We start from the raw sequence: 18,327 nt of genomic DNA on the forward strand, positions 1-18,327 counted from the left end.
GACAGGTGCGGGGGCGCGGGGCGGCGGCCGCGCGCCAGGACGGCGCCGCCCCGTGGACGGGGGCCGCGCCCGGCCCGCGCTCCGGGCGCGCCTGACCCGGCACCAGCGTCGGATCGCCGTACCGGGTCCTCATACAGCCCTCCTTCGGGAAGCCGGGAAGAAAGATCCGCCCGGACGCGCGCGGTCCGCCGCCGCGCGGTCACCCGCGGGTCCGGGCGGCGGCGTCAGGCGAGAGCGACGAGGTCGGCGTGCTCCTCGCTCCACAGGTCCTCGCTTCCGTCGGGGAGGATGAGGACCCGGTCCGGGCGCAGGGCCTCCACCGCCCCGCGGTCATGGGTGACCATGACGACCGCGCCGGGGTAGTCGCCGACCGCGGCGAGGACCTCGTCGCGGGAGAGCGGGTCGAGATTGTTGGTGGGTTCGTCGAGCAGCAGCACATTGGCACCGGAGTGCACCAGGCACGCCAGCGCCAGCCGGGTCTTCTCGCCACCGGAGAGCACACCGGTGGGCTTGTCGGCGTCGTCACCCCGGAACAGGAACGCGCCCAGCACCCGCCGTACCTCACCGTGGGTCAGCTGCGGGGCCGCGGAGGCCAGGGACGCGAACACGCTCGCGTGCGGGTCGAGCGTGTCGTGCTCCTGGGCGAAGTACCCCAGGCGCAGGTTGTGCCCGGACACCACCCGCCCCCGGTCGGGCCGCTGCTCGCCCGCCAGCACCCGCAGGAGCGTGGTCTTCCCCGCGCCGTTGAGGCCCAGCACGACCAGCCGGCTGCCCCGGTCGACGGCCAGGTCGATGCCGTCGAAGACCGTGTGGTCCCCGTACGACTTGGCCAGGCCGGCCGCCGCCAGCGGGATGCGCCCGCAGGGCTCGGGAGTGGGCAGCCGCACCCGCGCCACGCGCTCCGTCCTGCGGACCGGCTCCGCCTCCCGCAGCAGGGTGTCGGCGCGGCGGACCATGTTCCGCGCGGCCACCGCCGTGGCGACGTGGGAACGGATCTTCTCCGCCTGCGCGCGCAGCGCCGCCGCCTTGCGTTCGGCGTTGGCGCGTTCCCTGGTCCTTCTGCGCTCAGCGGTCTGACGGTCCAGCAGATACCGGTTCCAGCCGGTGTTGTAGATGTCGATCGCGGCCCTGTTGCCGTCGAGATGGAAGACCCGGTTGGCTACGGCGCCGATGAGATCGGTGTCGTGACTGATCATCATCAGCCCGCCGGGGAATCGCGCCAGGAAGTCGCGCAGCCAGGCGATGGAGTCGCTGTCCAGGTGGTTGGTCGGCTCGTCGAGCAGCAGGGTGTCCTGCTCGGCGAAGAGGATACGGGCCAGTTCGACCCGCCTGCGCTGGCCGCCGGACAGTTCGCCCAGCCGCTGGGACAGCACCCGGTTGGGCAGCCCGACACCCGCGGTCACCTGGGCGGCGAGGGCCTCGGCCGCATAGCCCCCGCGCGCGTCGAAGGCGTCCTGCGCCCGGGTGTAGGCGCGCATCGCGCGGTCCCGCTCCTCATCGGAGCCGGCCTCGGCCATGGCGTTCTCGGCGGCGCGCAGCGCGGCGGTGACCCGGTCGAGCCCCCGGGCCGCCAGGACCCGGTCGGTGACCGTCTGGCCCTGGTCGGCACCCCGGGGGTCCTGCGCGAGATAGCCGACGGGTCCCTTCGCGTCGACGCTCCCGCCGGCGGGCCGCAGTTCGCCCGCCATGGTGCGCATCAGTGTGGTCTTGCCCGTGCCGTTGCGCCCGACGAGGGCGACCCGGTCACCGGGGGCGATGCGGAAGGTGACGTCCGACAGCAGCAGACGCGCGCCGACACGCACGTCGGCCTTGCTTACGGTAAACAATGATGACTCTCCGTGAGTTCCTTATGGCAGACCTGTCCCCGAAAAGCGGTGAGGTCGCTAGGAAACTCGCGGAGTTGACATGCGAATCATGCTAGCGGCCGACGAGCGGGATGCGCCAGGTCATACGGACGGCTCGCGGACGGGGGGGGGATCAGCTCACCGTGGCGCGTGCCTCCTGAGCACCGGTCGTGCGTGAGGCGCCCAGCGCCGCGGCGGCACAGACCGCCGCGGCGATCAGGCCCAGCACCGTCATCCCGGTGCCGAACGCCAGGCTTCCGGCCGCGGTGGCGCCCACGAGCACCCCGGCACCGCTGGTGCCCAGTCCCGCCGCGGTCACATCACTGATCTGCAGGGCCGACGAGTTCGTTCCCGTCTCATCGGCCGCGGACTGGTCCAGGACGAGCACGCCCGTGGTCGGCACGCACACACCCATGCCCAGTCCCCCCACGATCCACAGCAGATACACCGGCCACCCCGGTGCCCCCGGCAGGGACAGGGCGGCCATGCCCGCGAAGCAGAACGCCAGGGCGGCCAGGCCCCACCGCAGCAGCACGGGCCGCGCCACCGTGGTGATCCGGCCCTGTGCCTGCGCCCCCGCCCACCAGCCCAGTGCCCCGGCCAGCAGGGGCAGGCCCGAGGCGACGGCCCCGAAACCATGGAGGGTGACCAGCGTCAGCGGTACCACGGACTCCACCGCGTAGAACGCTCCCGCCAGCAGGCCGCGGACACTCACCACGGCGGGAACGCCCCGGCGCAGGACCGTCGACCCCCGCGGCAGCAGCTCCCGCAGACCGGCCACCAGCGCCGCCAGACCCACGGCCACCAGGGCTGTGGCCAGCGGGATCCGCTGGGCGACGACGGCGTTGCCGCCCGCCTGGAGCGCGACGACCCCGGCCCCGGCGAGCAGCGCGAACAGCGGCTTGCGCGATCCGTTCGCCGCGATTCGCCCCGGTGCCGTGGCGGTGCGCAGGGCGGGCATCAGTGTCAGTGCGCCGACCACCACCAGCGGCACCAGTCCGAGGAAGACCCAGCGCCACCCGACCTGCGCGGTGATCGTGCCCGAGATGACCGGGCCGACCAGGGCCGGCAGGACGTAGGCCGTGGAGATGATGGCCAGCGCCCGGGGACGCAGCGGGGCCGGGTAGGCGGTGGCCACGATCTGGAAGACCGCGATCGACGCCAGTCCGACGCCGATGCCCTGCGCGCCCCTGCCGAGGACGAACACCGCCATGTGTCCCGCCGATCCCGCCAGCAGCAGTCCGGCGGTGAACACGGCGATGCCGGTGAGCAGCGGTCTGCGCGGACCGACCCGGTCGCACCACTGGCCCGCCACGCCGAGCCCCACCAGGTTCATGACCAGGAAGGCGCTGTAGGGCCAGCCGAAGAAGGCGAGCCCGTCGAGGTCACGGACGGCCGAGGGCATCGCGGTGGCGACCGCGATCCCCTCGAACGCGAAAAGACTGATGGCGATGGCGATACCGATGCTGGTGAGCCGCCACTTCGGCGCGAAGACGCCGGGGGAACGTTCCACGATCTCCTTACCCCGCGAAGCTCTGTGGCCGACCGGGAGTCAGAAGCCCGGCCCGGCGCGGTGACCGCCGCCCTCGGTGCTCCGTGCGGCGCGCGCCGGACGCTACAGACGGTGTGTCACGTGCTTGATCCGTGTGTACGTCTCGAAACCGTACCGTGAGAGATCCTTGCCGTGGCCGGACTGGCGGAATCCGCCGTGGGGGAGCTCCGAGGGGAACTGCAGGTGCGTGTTGACCCAGACGGTTCCGTAGTCCAGGTCCCGCGACAGCCGCATCGCCCTGCGATGGTCGGACGTCCACACCGCCGAAGCCAGGCCGTACCGGGAGGAGTTGGCCCGGCGCAGGGCGTCCTGCTCGTCGGCGCACCGCTCCACGGTGATCACCGGGCCGAAGATCTCCGTGCGGGTGATGTCATCGTCCTCGCGTACCCCGGTGATCACGGTGGGAGCGAAGAAGAAGCCCTGGTCGCCGACGCGTGTACCACCGGTGGCCACCCGCGCGTGCGGCGGCAGCGCGTCGATGTGCCCCTGGACGCGCGCCAGGTGTTCGGGGTTGTTCAGCGGCCCGTAGGCGCTGCCCACGTCCGACGGCGGGCCGGGACGCAGCGCCGACGCCTGCGCTACGAGTTCCTCCACCAGCCGGTCGTGCACCGCGTCGGCCACGAGGACCCGGCTGGCCGCCGTGCAGTCCTGACCCGCGTTGGCGGTCGCCCCGGCGACGATGGTCCGCGCGGCCTCGGGGAGGTCGGCGTCGGCGCAGACCACCACGGGTGTCTTCCCGCCCAGCTCCAGGTGGGTGCGTTTGAGCGTGGCGGCGGCGCGGGTGGCCACATCCACTCCGGCCGCGACCGACCCGGTCAGCGACACCAGGGCGGGCAGCGGGTGCTCGACCATGAGCCGCCCCGTGGCGGGAGGGCCGCACACCACGTTGAGGACTCCGGGGGGCAGGATCCGCGCGGCGGTGTCGGCCAGCAGCAGCGCGGAGGAGGGGGTGGTCTGCGCGGGCTTGAGCACGACCGTGTTGCCCGCGGCGATGGCCGGGGCCGACTTCAGCACCGCCATCAGCAGCGGGAAGTTCCACGGCGCGAGCTGCGCGCACACCCCCACGGGCTCACGGCGGGTGTAGGAGGTGTGCTCCGGGGCGTACTCCCCGGCCGCCACCCCGTCGAGCAGCCGGGCCGCGCCCGCGAAGAAGCGCAGTTCGTCGACGATGACGCCCATCTCGCCCGCCGCGGCCCGGCTTCCGGTGTCGCGGAGCTCGGCCTCGGTGAACTCGGCGGCCCGTGCGGCGACGGCGTCGGCCAGGGCCAGCAACACGGACTGGCGCTCGCCGGGTGTGGTCCGCGACCAGGCGCCAAAGGCCGAGGACGCCGCGCGCAGGGCGCGGTCGACGTCCCCGGCGCCGGTACACGGGGCACGCAGACGGCTCTCCCCGGTACACGGATCGAGCACGTCGCTGTACTCGGTGTCCGCGGCCGCCTCGGCCCGCTCACCGTTGATGACGTTGTGGAGGACGGGTACTGCCATGCTGTGCTCTCCTGGTGGCTCGGCCGGTCCGGGGGTCAGGCGCCGCGGGTGACGCGCAGTGAGGTGAAGCCGTGGAAGCCGAGGTTGTTGTTCCAGTTGGCCTCCTGCGGCGGCATGTGCAGCGTCGGCCACCTGCGGTACAGCGAGCTGAGCGCGATCCGGGTCGTCTGGCGTACGAGCGGGTCACCGAAGCACAGGTGCCTGCCGATGCCGAAGGTGAGGTGGCGGTTGGGCAGCGGCCGGTCCAGCACCAGCTCGTCCGGGCGGTCGAAGACCTCGGGATCCCGGTTCGCCGAGGCCACGTAGAGCAGCAGGGGCTGTCCCTTGCGCAGCGGGACGCGGGTTCCGTCGGAGGCGGTGTACTCGAAGTCGTCGCCGGCGATCCGTCCGACGAAGGAGACGGGCGTGCACATGCGCAGGAGTTCTTCGACGGCCGGTCCCACGGTGGCCGGGTGCAGCAGCAGGTCCCGTTCGGCGGTGGGGACGGAGGCGAGGGCGTGCACGCTGTTGCCGATGAGGTACCGGATCGAGGCCACGCCCGCGAACAGCAGCAGCGCCGCCTGTGCGATCACGTCCCGTTCGGAGAAGCGCTGCCCGCGCACCTCGATCTCCCGCAGGTGGTGCAGGAGTCCGCCCTGGGCACGGGAGCGGCGGGCGTTGCCCTCGGACGCCAGGAAGTCGGCCAGCTGCAGGGTGCTCTCCCTGGTCCGGCGCAGATGGTCCACCGTGACCGAGGTCGAGCCGAAGAGGTGCGCGATGTCGTCGGTCCACCGGTTGAGGTCGGCGTGCGCGTCGACCGGGACGCCGAGCACATCCGCGATCACCATCGCGGGCAGGGGGAAGGCGAACTCCGATATCAGGTCGAACCCGTCCGGGTCGACCTGGTCGAGGAGCCCGTCGACCAGGCCCTGGATGCGCGGTTCGAGATGCTCGTCGGTGAAGGGCACATAGCCCCGGTTGGCCTGGCGGCGGTTGCGGGTGTGCTCCTTGCCGTCATGGAAGGCCAGCCAGCGCCGGTAGATGTCGAGCATGTCCGCGAACTCTTCGCGCTGCTCGGGCGGCAGGAAGCGCAGCGGGACCGCCGAGCGCGCGTTGGACAGCCGTTCGTCCTGCATCAGCCGCGCGCAGTCGGCGTACCGGAACATCAGCCAGGTGCCGCCGAAGATCTTGCCGGAGAGATGGGCCGGACTGCGCTCGCGCATCAGCGCGTAGAAGGAGAAAGGGTCTTCGATGTACTGGAACTGGTTATGCGAGAAGTCGTCGACGGATAAGAGGTCCAGTGACATGAGGAAGGGACTCCCTAGGGGTAGGGGAGAGGCCAGAGGATGCCGAACAACGGTAGTGACGGCAGGGAGATGAGTGACTGTAGTGGCCACCTTACGGGCGGTCGTGATGTTTCATCAAGATGAACTGCCCCGTCTCACGGAATGCAGGCGGAAATTCAGGGGCTCACTCAACCGCTTTTCGGTCAGCCTGGAAGCGCCCGGGGACGATTCCCCCGCGCGGCACCGGCCGGCGGGCACGGATGCCGTCCCGACACGCCGGAGGGGCCGCCGGGGGCCCGCCGCCCACGGCGCCCGGCGCGGTACCCGCCGGAGCGGACAGTGGCCGGATACCTCCGGCGAAGGTGGTCCTTTCACGCCGGTCCGCTCACCGTCCGCCCCCTGGCCCCCGCCAGGACCCACCGCCGGACCCCGCCGGCCCACCGGAGCCGTCCCCGGCCGCACGGACCGCGCAACCCGGTACACCACGGCGAGTCCGGATAGCCCCAGCGATGGACCACGACCTCACTCAACGGCCCTAGCATCACAACGCTGACCTGCGAAAACGATCCGACCACGGGACAGCGCCACGCGGTGAGCGCACCGAGCGCGCCATCCGCTTCCGGTGATCGCGCCCTTGCGTCTGGCAGTTGCCACAACTAGCGTGGGGCCCCTGTCAGCCGGTGAGACCCGGTGCGTACCACGCGTGTGGCGCACCAGCAGGGCTGATACCGGCGAACGGAACGCCGTGGCCTGGCGGGGCCCCGTTCCTGGTCCGAGAGCGCTGTTGCGGCGCGGGTCGCCTGGCGGGACCCCGCGTTCACGCCCGCTCGTGTCGCCATCCTGTTCCTGTGATCTCGGTGTCCGCAGTGGCCAGGGCATGCGCAAGGGCGCTCGCCCCGTCGTGGATTTTCCCTCAAGGAGGGATCTATGCCGTTAGGAGTCGATGGCTTAGCGCGCACAATCGATCGCCGCGCATTCATTGACGAAAGTATTCTCGATATCGAGTGGGATCGTGTTTTCCAGCCCTCCTGGCAACTCCTCGGATTCTCCGGGGAAGTGCGGGAACCAGGCGACTACGTCGTACGCATGCTCGGCCGCGATGAAGTCGTCGTCATCCGCGGCGAGGACGGCGACGTCCACGCGCTGCATAACTCCTGTACACACCGGGGCACCCGGCTGTGCCGGGCGAGCCTGGGCAACACCGCACATCTGCGCTGCAGTTACCACGGATGGACCTTCGCCAACGACGGCAGGCTCATCGGCGTGCCCGCCCGCCGCTCCGGCTACCCGCCCGCCTTCGACCGCGCACGGTACGGGCTGCCCAGGGCCCGGGTGGTGTGCCGCAGGGGATTCCTCTTCGCCACCTGGGACCCCCAGGCACCCGACCTGGAGGAGTACCTCGGCGACATCGCCTGGTACCTCGACGCCCTGCTCGACTGCGGAGCGGGAACCTGGGAGGTCTGCGGCCCACCCCAGCGGGTACGCACCCGCGGGAACTGGAAGATCCCCACGGACAACTTCGCCGGCGACGGCTACCACATGCGGACCACCCACCACATCGCCCTCGACCAGGGGATCTACGGCGACACCCTGGCCGACGGAACCCGGGGCCGCGCCGGAACCGACCTGATCGCCGTCAACATCGCCACCCCGCACGGACACGCCGTCCGCGCGGCCTACGCCCTGCCGCGCGGCTCCCGCCTCGACGACCGGGACCTGACCGCCCCCCGCTTCCCCGGCTACCCGCCGCGGCGGTGGACCGACCTGGCGCGGGCCCAGTCCCCGGAACAGGTACGGTTCACCTCCCACTGCGAGGTGGCCCACGGAGTCATCTTCCCCAACACCGCGTTCCTCAGCGTCGCGCACGACCGCGCCATAGGACACGACGACGATCCCCTCACCCGCTACCTCGTCATCCGCGCACACCTGCCGCTCAGCGCCCGCGAGACGGAATGCCTGTACTGGACCCTCGTCCCCACCGCGATGGACCCGGCATGGCAGCGCCGTTCCTACCGCTTCCAGGCCCGCACCCAGTCCGCGGGCGGAATCCTGTTCGAGATGGACGACTTCGAGAACTTCGCCCGCATCGACGCCGCCCTCGCCCGCTCCACACCAGGCCGCTCAAGCCCCGTCGACCTCAGCCTCGGCGCCGGACTGGGCACCCCCGTACCCGGCTTCCCCGGCCCCGGCCACGCCGAGACCGCCACCCTGAGCGAACACAACCAGCGGGCCTTCTACCACCGCTGGTCCACCCTGATGGGGGAACTGCCATGACCGCGGTATCAGCCCCCCACACCCCACAGCCACCCGCTCCCGCCCCGCCCGGCCTCACCCACGGCCCCTTCCCCGACCGGGGCATACGGCTTCCCGGCCTCGACGCGGCGATCACCACGGTCCTCGCCGACGAGAGCGCCGCGCTCGACGAGGGCGAACACCCCCTGTGGCTCGACATGCTCGACCCCGCGTTCCACTACGAGATCCCCGTGCCACTCCTGCGGGAAGACCCCGCACTGCCCCGCCACAGCACCTCCGCCGTCCTCTTCGACGCCACCAAACGGGTCTTCGAGCTGAAATTCGGCCGCGCAGGGCTGCTCCAGGCATGGTCGGACCGGCCCGTCACCACCACACGGCACTTCCTCGGAACAGTCCGCGTGTTCGCCACCACCGCCACCGACGTGGTCCGCGCGGACACCAACCTGCTGGTCACCAGCAACCGAGGGGCCGAACACACCGTACTCATCAGCGCCGCGCGCCAGGACCTGCTCCGCGAGCGCGACGGACGCTGGCTGCTGCTGCGCAGGCGCGTCCTGCTCGACGTGGAGGTCGCCACCCATGAACAGCTCTCCGTCGTCTTCTGAACCCGCCCCCGGGGACGACGTCCTGCTGTGCCGGGTGTCCTGCGAGTCGGCGTCCGTCGCCGTCCTGCTCCACCCGACCGGCAACGGCACCCGGCTCCTGCTGGTATCCGAACGCACGGGGGAACGCGCCCTCCTGGACGCCACCACCCTCGACGCCCTGTGCGCCCTGACCCCGGCCCTCGCCACCGCACTGGTACGCACCGCCATCCAGGAAGGGGCGCCCGCATGACGGCCACCCCCTTCGACTACCACGCACCCACACACCTGGACGACGCCCTGCGGTCCCTGGCCGCCCCCGGACGGCTGACGCTCCCCCTGGCCGGAGGACAGAGCCTGGTACCCCTGCTGACCCGGCGCGACATACGCCCGGACACGGTGGTGGACCTGAACGGGATCACCGAACTGGCCAGGACGGCGATCGGCCCCCACGAGATCACAGTGGGCGCGATGACCCGGCTGCGCGACCTGGAGCGCGACGAGGAACTGGCAGCCGCCCTGCCGATCCTGCGCCGGGCCGCCACGCTCGTGGCCCACCCGCACATCCGGGCACGCTCCACCCTCGGCGGCTCGCTGTGCCACGCGGCCGTCGGCGCCGAACTGCCCGCCGTCGCGGTCGCCACCGGAGCCCGCGTGATACTGCGCTCGACCCGGGGCGCCCGGTCCATCCCGGCGGCCCGCTTCATCACCGGCCCCTCCACCACCGCCCGCGCACCGGACGAAGTGGTCACCGACATCGCCTTCCCCCGCCCCGGCACCCTCCACTACGCGTTCAGCGAACTGTGCACCCGCGGCACCACCGGCTACCCCGTCTCCGGCGTCTGCGTGGCCCTGGAAACCCGCGACGGCCGCATCACCGCGGCCCGGGTCGTGGCATCCGGGTGCGGCCCCACGCCCCTGCGCCTGCCCGGCGTCGAATCCTTCCTGACCGGACGCACCACCACGGGACCACACCCGGGCCTGGTGGCCCAGCTCACCGACGAGACGGTCCACACGGCCGGGACACGGGAGCGGGAGTACCAGGCCGAGGTCGCCGGAGTGCTGCTCACCCGGACCCTGGCCACCTGGGCCGGAAAGGACCCACGGTGAACACCCGGAGCGTCACGATGACGGTCAACGGCGTCACCCACACCCAGAACACCGAACCACGCACCACCCTCGCCGACCACCTGCGCACCGCCCTGCGGCTGACCGGAACCCACATCGGGTGCGGCACCGGAGACTGCGGCGCCTGCGTGATCCTGCTCGACGGAGAACCGGTCTGCTCCTGCCTGCTCCTCGCCGTACAGGCCGACGGACACGACATCACCACGGTGGAAGGCGTCGCGGACGGCCCCGACCTGACCCCCGCCCAGCACGCCCTGATCCACAAACACGGCCTCCAGTGCGGATTCTGCACCCCCGGGCTGGTGGTCCGCCTCGCCCACGCCGCCGCTCACGGCACCCCCGGGGAACACGTCCTGGCCGGACACCTCTGCCGGTGCACCGGCTACGGCGGAATCCGCGCCGCGGTGCGCATGATCACCGGCGCTACGAGGGACGGCTCGTGACGACAGGACACCACCCCATCGGCGAACCCCTCCCACCACGCCACCACGAACGCCTCGTCCGCGGAGACGGCCGCTTCCTCGCCGATCTGCACCCGGGACAGGAACGGCACGCCGCGATCGTCCGCAGCCCGCTCGCCCACGCCGAGATCACCGGCTTCGACGCGTCCGCCGCCCGCGACGACCCGCGCTGCGCACTCGTCCTCGGACCCGATGACCTCCACACCCGCACGACGGCGATCCCCACCGTCTGGCGACTGCCCGGACAGCCACCCGAAGGCATCCCCCTCGCCCTGCACACGGCCCGCTACGCCGGACAGCCCCTGGGCATCGTCGTCGCGGACACCCCCGCGGCGGCCGAGGACCTGGCCCAGACGGTCCGGCTCGACCTCACCCCCCTGCCCCCGCTCACCACGATCACCGACGCCCTCGCCGAACACGCGCCCCAGATCGCTCCCGGCGCGCCCGGCAACAAGGCCGGCCGGATCCGCTTCGGATCCCCCCAGGAGGACATCGACTCCGCGTTCGCGCGCGCCGCGGCGGTCATCGAACGCACCTTCACCCTTCCCCGGGTGGCCCACTGCCCCCTGGAGCCACGGGGAGTGCTGGCCGCCTACGACGCGGGCACCGGCATGCTGACCGTCCACGCCAGCAGCCAGTCGCCCCACGCGATGCGCCAGGACCTCTGCACGGTCCTGGGACTGCGCGCGGACCGGGTCCGGGTCATCGCACGCGACGTGGGCGGCTCATTCGGCAGCAAGGTCCTGCTCTACCCCGACGAGGCCATGGTGTGCGCGGCCGCCGTGGCCCTCGCCGGCACCGTACGGTGGGTGGAGTCACGCCAGGAGAACCTCACCTGCGCCTACCAGGGACGCGGCCAGCGGACCACCGCCCGCATCGCCGTCAGCGAGGAGGGACGGTTCCTCGCCTTCGACGCCGACATCCTCGCCGACCTCGGCGCGTACGCCACACAAGCGGGCAGCGGCCCGGCCCAGGTGAGCGCACTGACCCTCCAGGGCCCCTACCACGCGGACGCCGCGGCCGCCACGGTCACCGGCGTGTACACCACCCGCGTCCCCACGGGCGCCTACCGCGGCTACGGCATGCAGGAAGCGGCGTTCGTCCGCGAACGCCTCATCGACGAGGCCGCCCGCGAACTCGGCATCCCCCCGGGGCACCTGCGCGCCGCCAACCTCATCGGGCCGCGGGAACTGCCGCACACCACCCACACCGGGCTCACCTACGACAGCGGCGACTACCCCGCCGCCCTGCGCCGCGCCAGGGAACTGGCCCGCCGCCCACCCCCGCCCGACCCGCCATGGATCCGCCGCGGCACCGCCGTGGCCGCCGCCGTGGAAATCACCGGATTCGCCCCCTCGGCACTGCTGGAGGCGTACGGCATCGCCTGGAGCGGCTGGGAAGGAGTCCGGCTGCGGATCAACCACGACGCGACCATCACCGTCTACTCCGGAGTGACCGCGGTGGGCCAGGGCATCGAGACCAGCCTGGCCCAGATCGCGGCGGACAAACTCGGCGTACCCGTCGACTGGGTACGCGTCGAACTCGGCGACACCGACACCGCCCCCCACTCCGACCTCTCCGCACAAGCCAGCCGGGCCCTGGTGCTCGCCGGAGGCGCCCTGGTGATCGCCGCCCGCAGACTCAGCGACAGGATGAGGACCCTGGCCGCCCGCTTCCTGGGCGCGGACGCCACCGACGTGGAACAGCACACCACCACAGCGGCCCCGTCCTCGGCGACAGCGGGCTTCCGCGCCCCCCACGACGCCTGGATCACCTGGCGCGACGTCGTCCACCGCGCCTACCGGGGATGGGGCGCACCCTCCCCGACCGACCTGATCCGGCTGGAGGAATCGGTCGACTTCGACCCACCCCAACTCACCTTCGCCTACGGCGCCCACGCCGCCGAAGTCCTGGTCGACCTCGGCACGGGCCGCGTCACAGTCACCGGCTACTGGGCCGTCCACGACAGCGGCGTCCTGGTCAACCCGCTGATCGCCCACGGACAGATCACCGGAGGCATCGCCCAGGGCCTGGGACAGGCCCTGACCGAGGAAGCCGCCACCAGCACCACACCCCAGCCCTCCACACTGCGCGACTACACCATCCCCGCGGCCCAGGACATCCCCGAGCACCTGGTGGTGGAACACCTGTGCACCCCCAGCCCGGTCATCCCCGGCGGATTCAAGGGACTGGGCGAAGGCGGCGCCATCCTGCCGCCCGCCGTGATCGCCGGCGCGGTCGCCGCCGCCGTCCCCGAGATCGCCCACACCCTGACCACACTCCCCCTCACCCCCACACGCATCCACGCCGCACTGAGAGCGGCGGGCATACCCGCGGAAGGCGGACTGCGGTGACGCGACCCCACCAGAGCCCCACGGTACGCGAAGCGGTGTTCACCCTGCTGCGCGCCGAAGGCATGACCACCCTGTTCGGCAACCCGGGATCGCTGGAACTCCCCATGCTGCGCGACTTCCCCGACGACTTCCGCTACATCCTCGGACTCCAGGAATCGGTGGTGGTGGCCATGGCGGACGGCTACGCCCAGGCCACCCGCCGCCCCGCGCTGGTCAACCTGCACTCGGCGGCCGGAGTCGGACACGCGATGGGCGCCCTGTTCACCGCCCACCGCAACCGGACCCCCCTGGTGGTCATCGCGGGCCAGCAAGCACGCTCCCTGCTGGAGGGTCACCCCTACCTCCTGTCGGAGGACCCGGCGACCCTCCCGCGGCCCTACGTCAAACGCGGCCGGGAACCCGCCCGCGCCCAGGACGTGCCCCAGGCCATCGCCAGGGCACTGCGCCTGGCGACGGCCCCACCGGCCGGACCGGTCCTGGTGTCGGTGCCGAGCGACGACTGGGACCGCCCCGCCGAACCCGCCGCCACCACCCGCACCAGCACGGCCATCGCCGCCGACCCGGCCCTGCTCACCCAGGTACGCCAGGCACTGACCGCCGCGCACACACCCGTACTGATCGCGGGCGCCGGCGTCGACCGCGAAGGCGCCGTACCCGAACTCGTCACCCTCGCCGAGGAACACCGCGCCCGCGTATGGGCCGAACCCCTCTCCCACCGCTGCGCCTTCCCCGAGTGGCACCCCCTCTTCGCGGGCTTCCTTCCCCCCGTACGGGAGGACATCGTCCACGCGCTGACGGGAAGCGACCTGGTGATATCCGCGGGGGCGCCCGTCTTCACCTATCACGTGGCGGGAACAGGACCGTGCCTGCCCCCCGAGGCGGAGCTCTACCTGCTCACCGACGACCCGGACCAGGCGTCGTGGTGCCCCGCCGGCACGGCGGTCCTCACCAGCCTGGCACCCGCGCTGCGGGCACTGGGCGGCTCCCCACCCGCGCTTCCGCGCCCCGCTCCCCCCGCCCGCCGCCGCCCCGGGCCACCGGAGCCCGCCGCGCACGGCATCACCCAGGCACACCTGATCCACACGCTCGCCCGCGAACGCCCCGCCCGGTGCGTGGTGGTGGAGGAGGCACCGGGAACCCGGCCGGCGATGTGCGAGTACCTGCCCAACCCGGGCCCCGGAAGCTTTCACACCACCGCGAGCGGCGCACTGGGGTTCGGGCTGCCCGCGGCCGTGGGCGTGGCGCTGGCCCGCCCCGACACCCGGGTGGTCGCCGTCATCGGCGACGGTTCGATGATGTACGCGGTCCAGGCACTGTGGTCCGCCGCACAGGCGCGCACGGGGCTCACGGTGATCGTGGTGAACAACGGCAGATACGCCACGGTGGACGGCTTCGCCCAGCGGTTCGGCATGGCCACGACGGTGGGTACGACCCTCGGCGGGCTGGACTTCGCGGCGCTCGCGGCGGCCCAGGGATGCGCGAGCGCCCGCGTCACCGATCCCGCCGCGCTCAGGCCGGCCCTGCGGACCGCGCTGACGGCTGAGGGCCCGTATCTGCTGGAGGTGGTGGTGACCGGGTGAGCCGCGTTCCCGGCCGCGGTCCCGCCCTAGGCCGTTTCTCTTGGATCAGGCTGGGCCAGGGAGCGGGGTCTGGTGCATGGGGCCTCCCCAGGCCCGCCAGGCCCGCCAGGGCCGTGGGGACGCATCGCAAGGCGGAGGAGGGAGTCACTGCGGTGCGGGAACCTCCCGGGCCGCGACCCCCAGGGGTGCGGGAGCCTCCTGGGCCGCGACCCCCAGGGGTGCGGGAGCCTCCTGGGCCGCGACCCCCAGGGGTGGGGGTACCTCCCGGGCCGCTAGGCCCAGGGGTGGGGGTACCTCCCGGGCCGCTAGGCCCAGGGGGCCGTTGGCGACCGACGACAGCATGGCGAGGTGCGGTGGCTGGGGGCACCCCCAGCGGTAGCCGGGGGAGGCACGCGAGCCCAGCACGATCCGAAAGAAGGGGCCTAGCGCACCGACAGGCCCCCGTCGGGCCGCAGCACCTCGCCGGTGATCCCGGCGGCCGCGGGGGAGGCCAGGAACCGGTAGAGGGGAGCGACCTCCTCAGCGCGCAGGACCACGCCCAGGGGATTGAACTCCCGTACCACGGCGGCCACCTCCTGGGCGGCGGCGAACACCGGCGCGCCCCTGGCGGTGCGCAGCGCGGTCACGATCCCGCCCGGGGCGACGGCATTGACCCGGACGGCGGGTGCCAGGTCGGCGGCCAGGTGACGCACCACCCCCAGCGCGGCATGCTTGGCGGCGGTGTACGCGATGCCGGCACCATTGCCCCGGACCAGGTAGGACGCGTCGGACAGGGTGAAGACCATCGAGCCCGCCCGCTCGGCGAGCGCTCCGGCGGTGGCCCGCGCCCCCAGCAGATAGCCGACCACGTCGACATCGAGGACGTGCCGGGCCATCTCGGCGAGCGCCGCGCCGGAGAGTTCACGCACCCCGATGCCGCCATCGTGGATACCGGCGTTGCCGATGAACAGGTCAAGCCCGCCGAAGACCGACAGCGCGGTCCGCACCGCCTCGTCGTGCGCGCCGGGATCGCGTACGTCGCCGCTGACCCACCGCACGTGGTCACGGGCGGGGCCCTGGGGGACGGCGAGGTCGAGCACCACGACCCGGTAGCCGTGTGCCGCCAGGTCCTCCACCACGGCGCGGCCGATTCCGCTGGCACCCCCGGTCACCATGGCGACCGGCCGGCCTCCGGCGTGACGCCGGGCCATGTCTGTCATCCGCTGACTCCCTCCACTCGGCTGGTTCAGGGCACCGCGCGGGGTTCAGACCGGCGGCGGCTGCCACAGTCCCGTGTCCGGGCAGCCCCGCAGACTGGCCGAGACCGCCTCGTCACGCGCCGCCGCCACCCCCCAGGTGTCACTGGTCTGCGCGTTGCCGGGATACACCCTGGGCATCCACTCATGATCGGGATCGATCCGCAGCATTCCGGTGGTGTACTCGGCGACGAAACGAGAGCTCGGTTCCTGGAAATAGGTGAAGGTGTTGGCACCGACCCCATGCCGGCCGGGCCCCCACAACGGCGAGAAACCCTTGTTCATCAGGGCGCCGGTCGCCTTCATGAATTCATCAATCCCCCTTAATTCAAAGGCGATATGATTCAGTGATGTGTGCGGCGCCCGGGTGAATGCCAGCATATGATGGGGTGATCCGGTGCGGAGGAATACCATGATGTCCTCCACCCAATCGCTCACCGTGAGGCCGAAGACGGACCGGTAGAACGCCAGCGCGGCCGGAAGGTCCGCCGTGTTGAGCACCACATGACTGATGCCGGTGGGCCTGCTCTCGCCCGGCTCGACGGAGCGAAAGGGCCGGACCTCCATCCCGGATGACACCTCAACCGTGCGCCCGTCACAGTCAAGGAACCGGAACCGGTACCCACCGCCCGCATCATCGCAGGTCGCAGGCGTGCTCACGAGTCGCGCGAGTGGATGGGCCGCCACCCGCTCGGCGATCTCATCCACATCGGCGTCCCTGGCCGCGGCCAGGGACAGCAGATCCACCCGGGGCTCGGCGGTGGCCCGCAGACGCAGGACGTGATGGTCCTGGCACCCCGCTCCCAAGAACACCCGGCCCGTATCGCCCCCCACGAAGTCCAATTGCCAGTGGTTCTCGAAGAACTCACGTGCGGCGCTGATGTCGGGGACGCCGAGTGCCACACTCCGGACATGAGTAATCATCAGAATCATCCCTCGGGCGGAACTCCGGTGACTTTCGCACGAGGATACCGGCGCCCCGCCGAAAAAGAACATCTCCGTTTCTGGAATTCCCGCGCGATGGCTGGCGGATGGCTTTTGACCCGGCGTTTTGGCTCGAACGTTGTCCTGCTGGCAGGAGAGGGGCGGGAGCATTGCGGCGCTCACGGTGAGGCCAGGACCGCCCCCTCCCCCCGCCGCACTGGCGGGAGGAGGGCGCGGGCCTGGTGCCCGTGGTCCAGCGCGGCGTGATGGCCGCTCAGGCCGGCCGCGTGCCCGCTGGTGAGACGCGGGGCACGGCCACCCTTCCCGTACGGGAGCGGACGCAGACGCGGGCCAGTGCCTCCCGCGACGTCCTGGGACCAGGCACATCCGGTGATCGGCCCCGGTGAGCAGGGCCCGGCCCGGCGGCACGCCCGATCACTCGTTTGGTCTAGACCAAGAAGGGGTACGCTTCCGGCGCCGCGCCTGACCGTTCCTCAGGGGCGGCATGGCACGCGCAGGACCGACGCGTGCTCGTCGGACAGGTGGTCCATGACCTCCGGGGGAGTCCCGCACCCTCCCGCTCGGGAAAGGGCCGCCCCGAGGACGCCGCGTCACGGCCGCCGCCAGCTCCCCGGCAACCGCCCCGCCGGCCGGCCGACCCACCCCTCACCCCACCGAGACGAGGTCCCGTGAACCGGCACCAAGCCACCGCCCGTACGCTCACCGTGGCCCTGATCGCCCTCGGGCTCACCGCGAGCCCGGCGACCGCCGCCCCCGCCACCGGGGCGAAGGCCCGCGTCAGCGCCGACTGGGCGACGCAGTCGATCGTCTTCACCGCCGCCAAGGGACAGGCCAACGATCTCCACGTGATACCGAGGGATCTCGGCGACGGGGTCCGGCGGATCGGCTTCCGCGACGCGGTCCCGCTCGACCCCGGCAGGAACTGCGCCTATCTCGACCCCGCCGACCCCACCTACGTGGTCTGCGAACTGCCCACCACCAGCGCCCGGCCGGACCGGATCGACATCTTCCTCGGCGACGGCGACGACACCATCGCCACCAGCGACCCCGGGGTCGCCACCGTCCGCGGCGGCCCCGGCGACGACACCCTGCACGCCCACACCGCGCACACCGTACGGGGTGACGCGGGGGACGACATGGTCATGGGCCTCGCGGTCCTGGACGGCGGCGACGGCAAGGACCACCTGATGGGCGACGACAGCGGCCAGCGGCTGTGGGGCGGCCGGGGCGACGACATGATCGAGGCGTACGGCGGCGCGGACATCGTGTACGCGGGCCCGGGCAACGACCACGCCATGGGGGGCGACGGTCCCGACACCGTCCTCGGCGGCTCCGGCGACGACACCCTGCACGGCGAGGGCGGCGACGACGTGATCGTCGGCGGCCCCGGGAAGGACACCGCCGCCGGGGGCCCGGGCCGCGACCTCGTCCTCCCGTAAAGACGCCCCCACGGCCCCGTGACCGGCCCCGCCCCGCCGCGCTCTACCGGGTGGCCACCCCGCACCCGTAACCGTCGGTGCGCCACCGCCGCGCACGCGGCACCGCGCTGGCCGGGCGCGCTCCACCCGTACGTCCCCGAACTCCCTTCCCGGGATGCGGGGTTCACCGGCCTCCCGGCTCGATCTCCTCGCGGCCGGCCGGGGC

At 72.4% G+C, this 18,327-nt stretch carries 14 protein-coding genes; 8 read left to right on the forward strand and 6 right to left on the reverse strand.

The features are described 5' to 3' along the window. Positions 1–224: 224 nt before the first annotated feature. From ACFVIM_RS21205 to ACFVIM_RS21220, 4 genes are all read right to left on the reverse strand, one after another. Positions 225–1,826 carry an ABC-F family ATP-binding cassette domain-containing protein gene (locus ACFVIM_RS21205; protein ID WP_384303441.1) on the reverse strand — a complete coding sequence of 534 codons (1,602 nt, stop codon included), beginning with the start codon at positions 1,824–1,826 and terminating at the stop codon, positions 225–227. Positions 1,827–1,977: 151 nt separating this feature from the next. After that, positions 1,978–3,357, reverse strand: a complete 1,380-nt coding sequence (locus ACFVIM_RS21210; protein WP_384303443.1) for an MFS transporter — start codon at positions 3,355–3,357, stop codon at positions 1,978–1,980. A 102-nt stretch (positions 3,358–3,459) separates the two neighbouring features. Further along, positions 3,460–4,881, reverse strand: coding sequence for an aldehyde dehydrogenase family protein (locus ACFVIM_RS21215; RefSeq protein WP_384303444.1), 1,422 nt, complete (start codon positions 4,879–4,881; stop codon positions 3,460–3,462). 35 nt (positions 4,882–4,916) lie between these two features. Continuing rightward, positions 4,917–6,167, reverse strand: coding sequence for a cytochrome P450 (locus tag ACFVIM_RS21220; RefSeq protein WP_384303446.1), 1,251 nt, complete (start codon positions 6,165–6,167; stop codon positions 4,917–4,919). Positions 6,168–7,073: 906 nt separating this feature from the next. Here ACFVIM_RS21220 and ACFVIM_RS21225 point away from each other — a divergent pair. Genes ACFVIM_RS21225 through mdlC form a run of 7 tightly spaced genes read left to right on the forward strand, consistent with a single transcriptional unit; the run spans position 7,074 to position 14,503 of the window. Next, on the forward strand, positions 7,074–8,420 hold the full coding sequence (locus ACFVIM_RS21225; RefSeq protein WP_384303448.1) for a Rieske 2Fe-2S domain-containing protein: 1,347 nt from the start codon (positions 7,074–7,076) through the stop codon (positions 8,418–8,420). Further along, positions 8,417–9,004, forward strand: coding sequence for an aromatic-ring-hydroxylating dioxygenase subunit beta (locus ACFVIM_RS21230; RefSeq protein ID WP_384303450.1), 588 nt, complete (start codon positions 8,417–8,419; stop codon positions 9,002–9,004). The genes ACFVIM_RS21225 and ACFVIM_RS21230 overlap by 4 nt, the downstream gene beginning before the upstream one ends. Further along, on the forward strand, positions 8,979–9,233 hold the full coding sequence (locus ACFVIM_RS21235; RefSeq protein WP_384303452.1) for a hypothetical protein: 255 nt from the start codon (positions 8,979–8,981) through the stop codon (positions 9,231–9,233). Before ACFVIM_RS21230 ends, ACFVIM_RS21235 begins: the two co-directional genes overlap by 26 nt. Then, positions 9,230–10,090, forward strand: coding sequence for an FAD binding domain-containing protein (locus tag ACFVIM_RS21240; protein ID WP_384303454.1), 861 nt, complete (start codon positions 9,230–9,232; stop codon positions 10,088–10,090). Before ACFVIM_RS21235 ends, ACFVIM_RS21240 begins: the two co-directional genes overlap by 4 nt. Continuing rightward, entirely contained in the window at positions 10,087–10,551 is a 465-nt protein-coding gene (locus ACFVIM_RS21245; protein ID WP_384303456.1) for a (2Fe-2S)-binding protein, read from the forward strand. The genes ACFVIM_RS21240 and ACFVIM_RS21245 overlap by 4 nt, the downstream gene beginning before the upstream one ends. Continuing rightward, positions 10,548–12,923 (forward strand): xanthine dehydrogenase family protein molybdopterin-binding subunit, encoded by a 2,376-nt coding sequence (locus ACFVIM_RS21250; RefSeq protein WP_384303458.1) that lies wholly within the window; start codon positions 10,548–10,550, stop codon positions 12,921–12,923. Before ACFVIM_RS21245 ends, ACFVIM_RS21250 begins: the two co-directional genes overlap by 4 nt. Further along, the gene (gene mdlC, locus ACFVIM_RS21255; protein ID WP_384303460.1) at positions 12,920–14,503 is read left to right on the forward strand and encodes a benzoylformate decarboxylase; all 1,584 of its coding nucleotides are present in this window, start codon (positions 12,920–12,922) and stop codon (positions 14,501–14,503) included. Before ACFVIM_RS21250 ends, mdlC begins: the two co-directional genes overlap by 4 nt. Positions 14,504–14,925: 422 nt before the next feature. Here the strand turns inward: mdlC and ACFVIM_RS21260 are convergent, their stop codons facing one another. Beyond that, entirely contained in the window at positions 14,926–15,702 is a 777-nt protein-coding gene (locus ACFVIM_RS21260; protein WP_384303462.1) for an SDR family oxidoreductase, read from the reverse strand. A 45-nt stretch (positions 15,703–15,747) separates the two neighbouring features. Further along, entirely contained in the window at positions 15,748–16,641 is an 894-nt protein-coding gene (locus ACFVIM_RS21265) for a VOC family protein (protein ID WP_384303464.1), read from the reverse strand. A 710-nt stretch (positions 16,642–17,351) separates the two neighbouring features. Between ACFVIM_RS21265 and ACFVIM_RS21270 the strand changes: the two genes are divergently transcribed. Continuing rightward, on the forward strand, positions 17,352–18,122 hold the full coding sequence (locus ACFVIM_RS21270; protein ID WP_384303466.1) for a calcium-binding protein: 771 nt from the start codon (positions 17,352–17,354) through the stop codon (positions 18,120–18,122). Positions 18,123–18,327 lie beyond the last annotated feature (205 nt).

The sequence above is a fragment of the Streptomyces sp. NPDC057638 genome (assembly GCF_042800315.1).
Classification (GTDB): domain Bacteria; phylum Actinomycetota; class Actinomycetes; order Streptomycetales; family Streptomycetaceae; genus Streptomyces.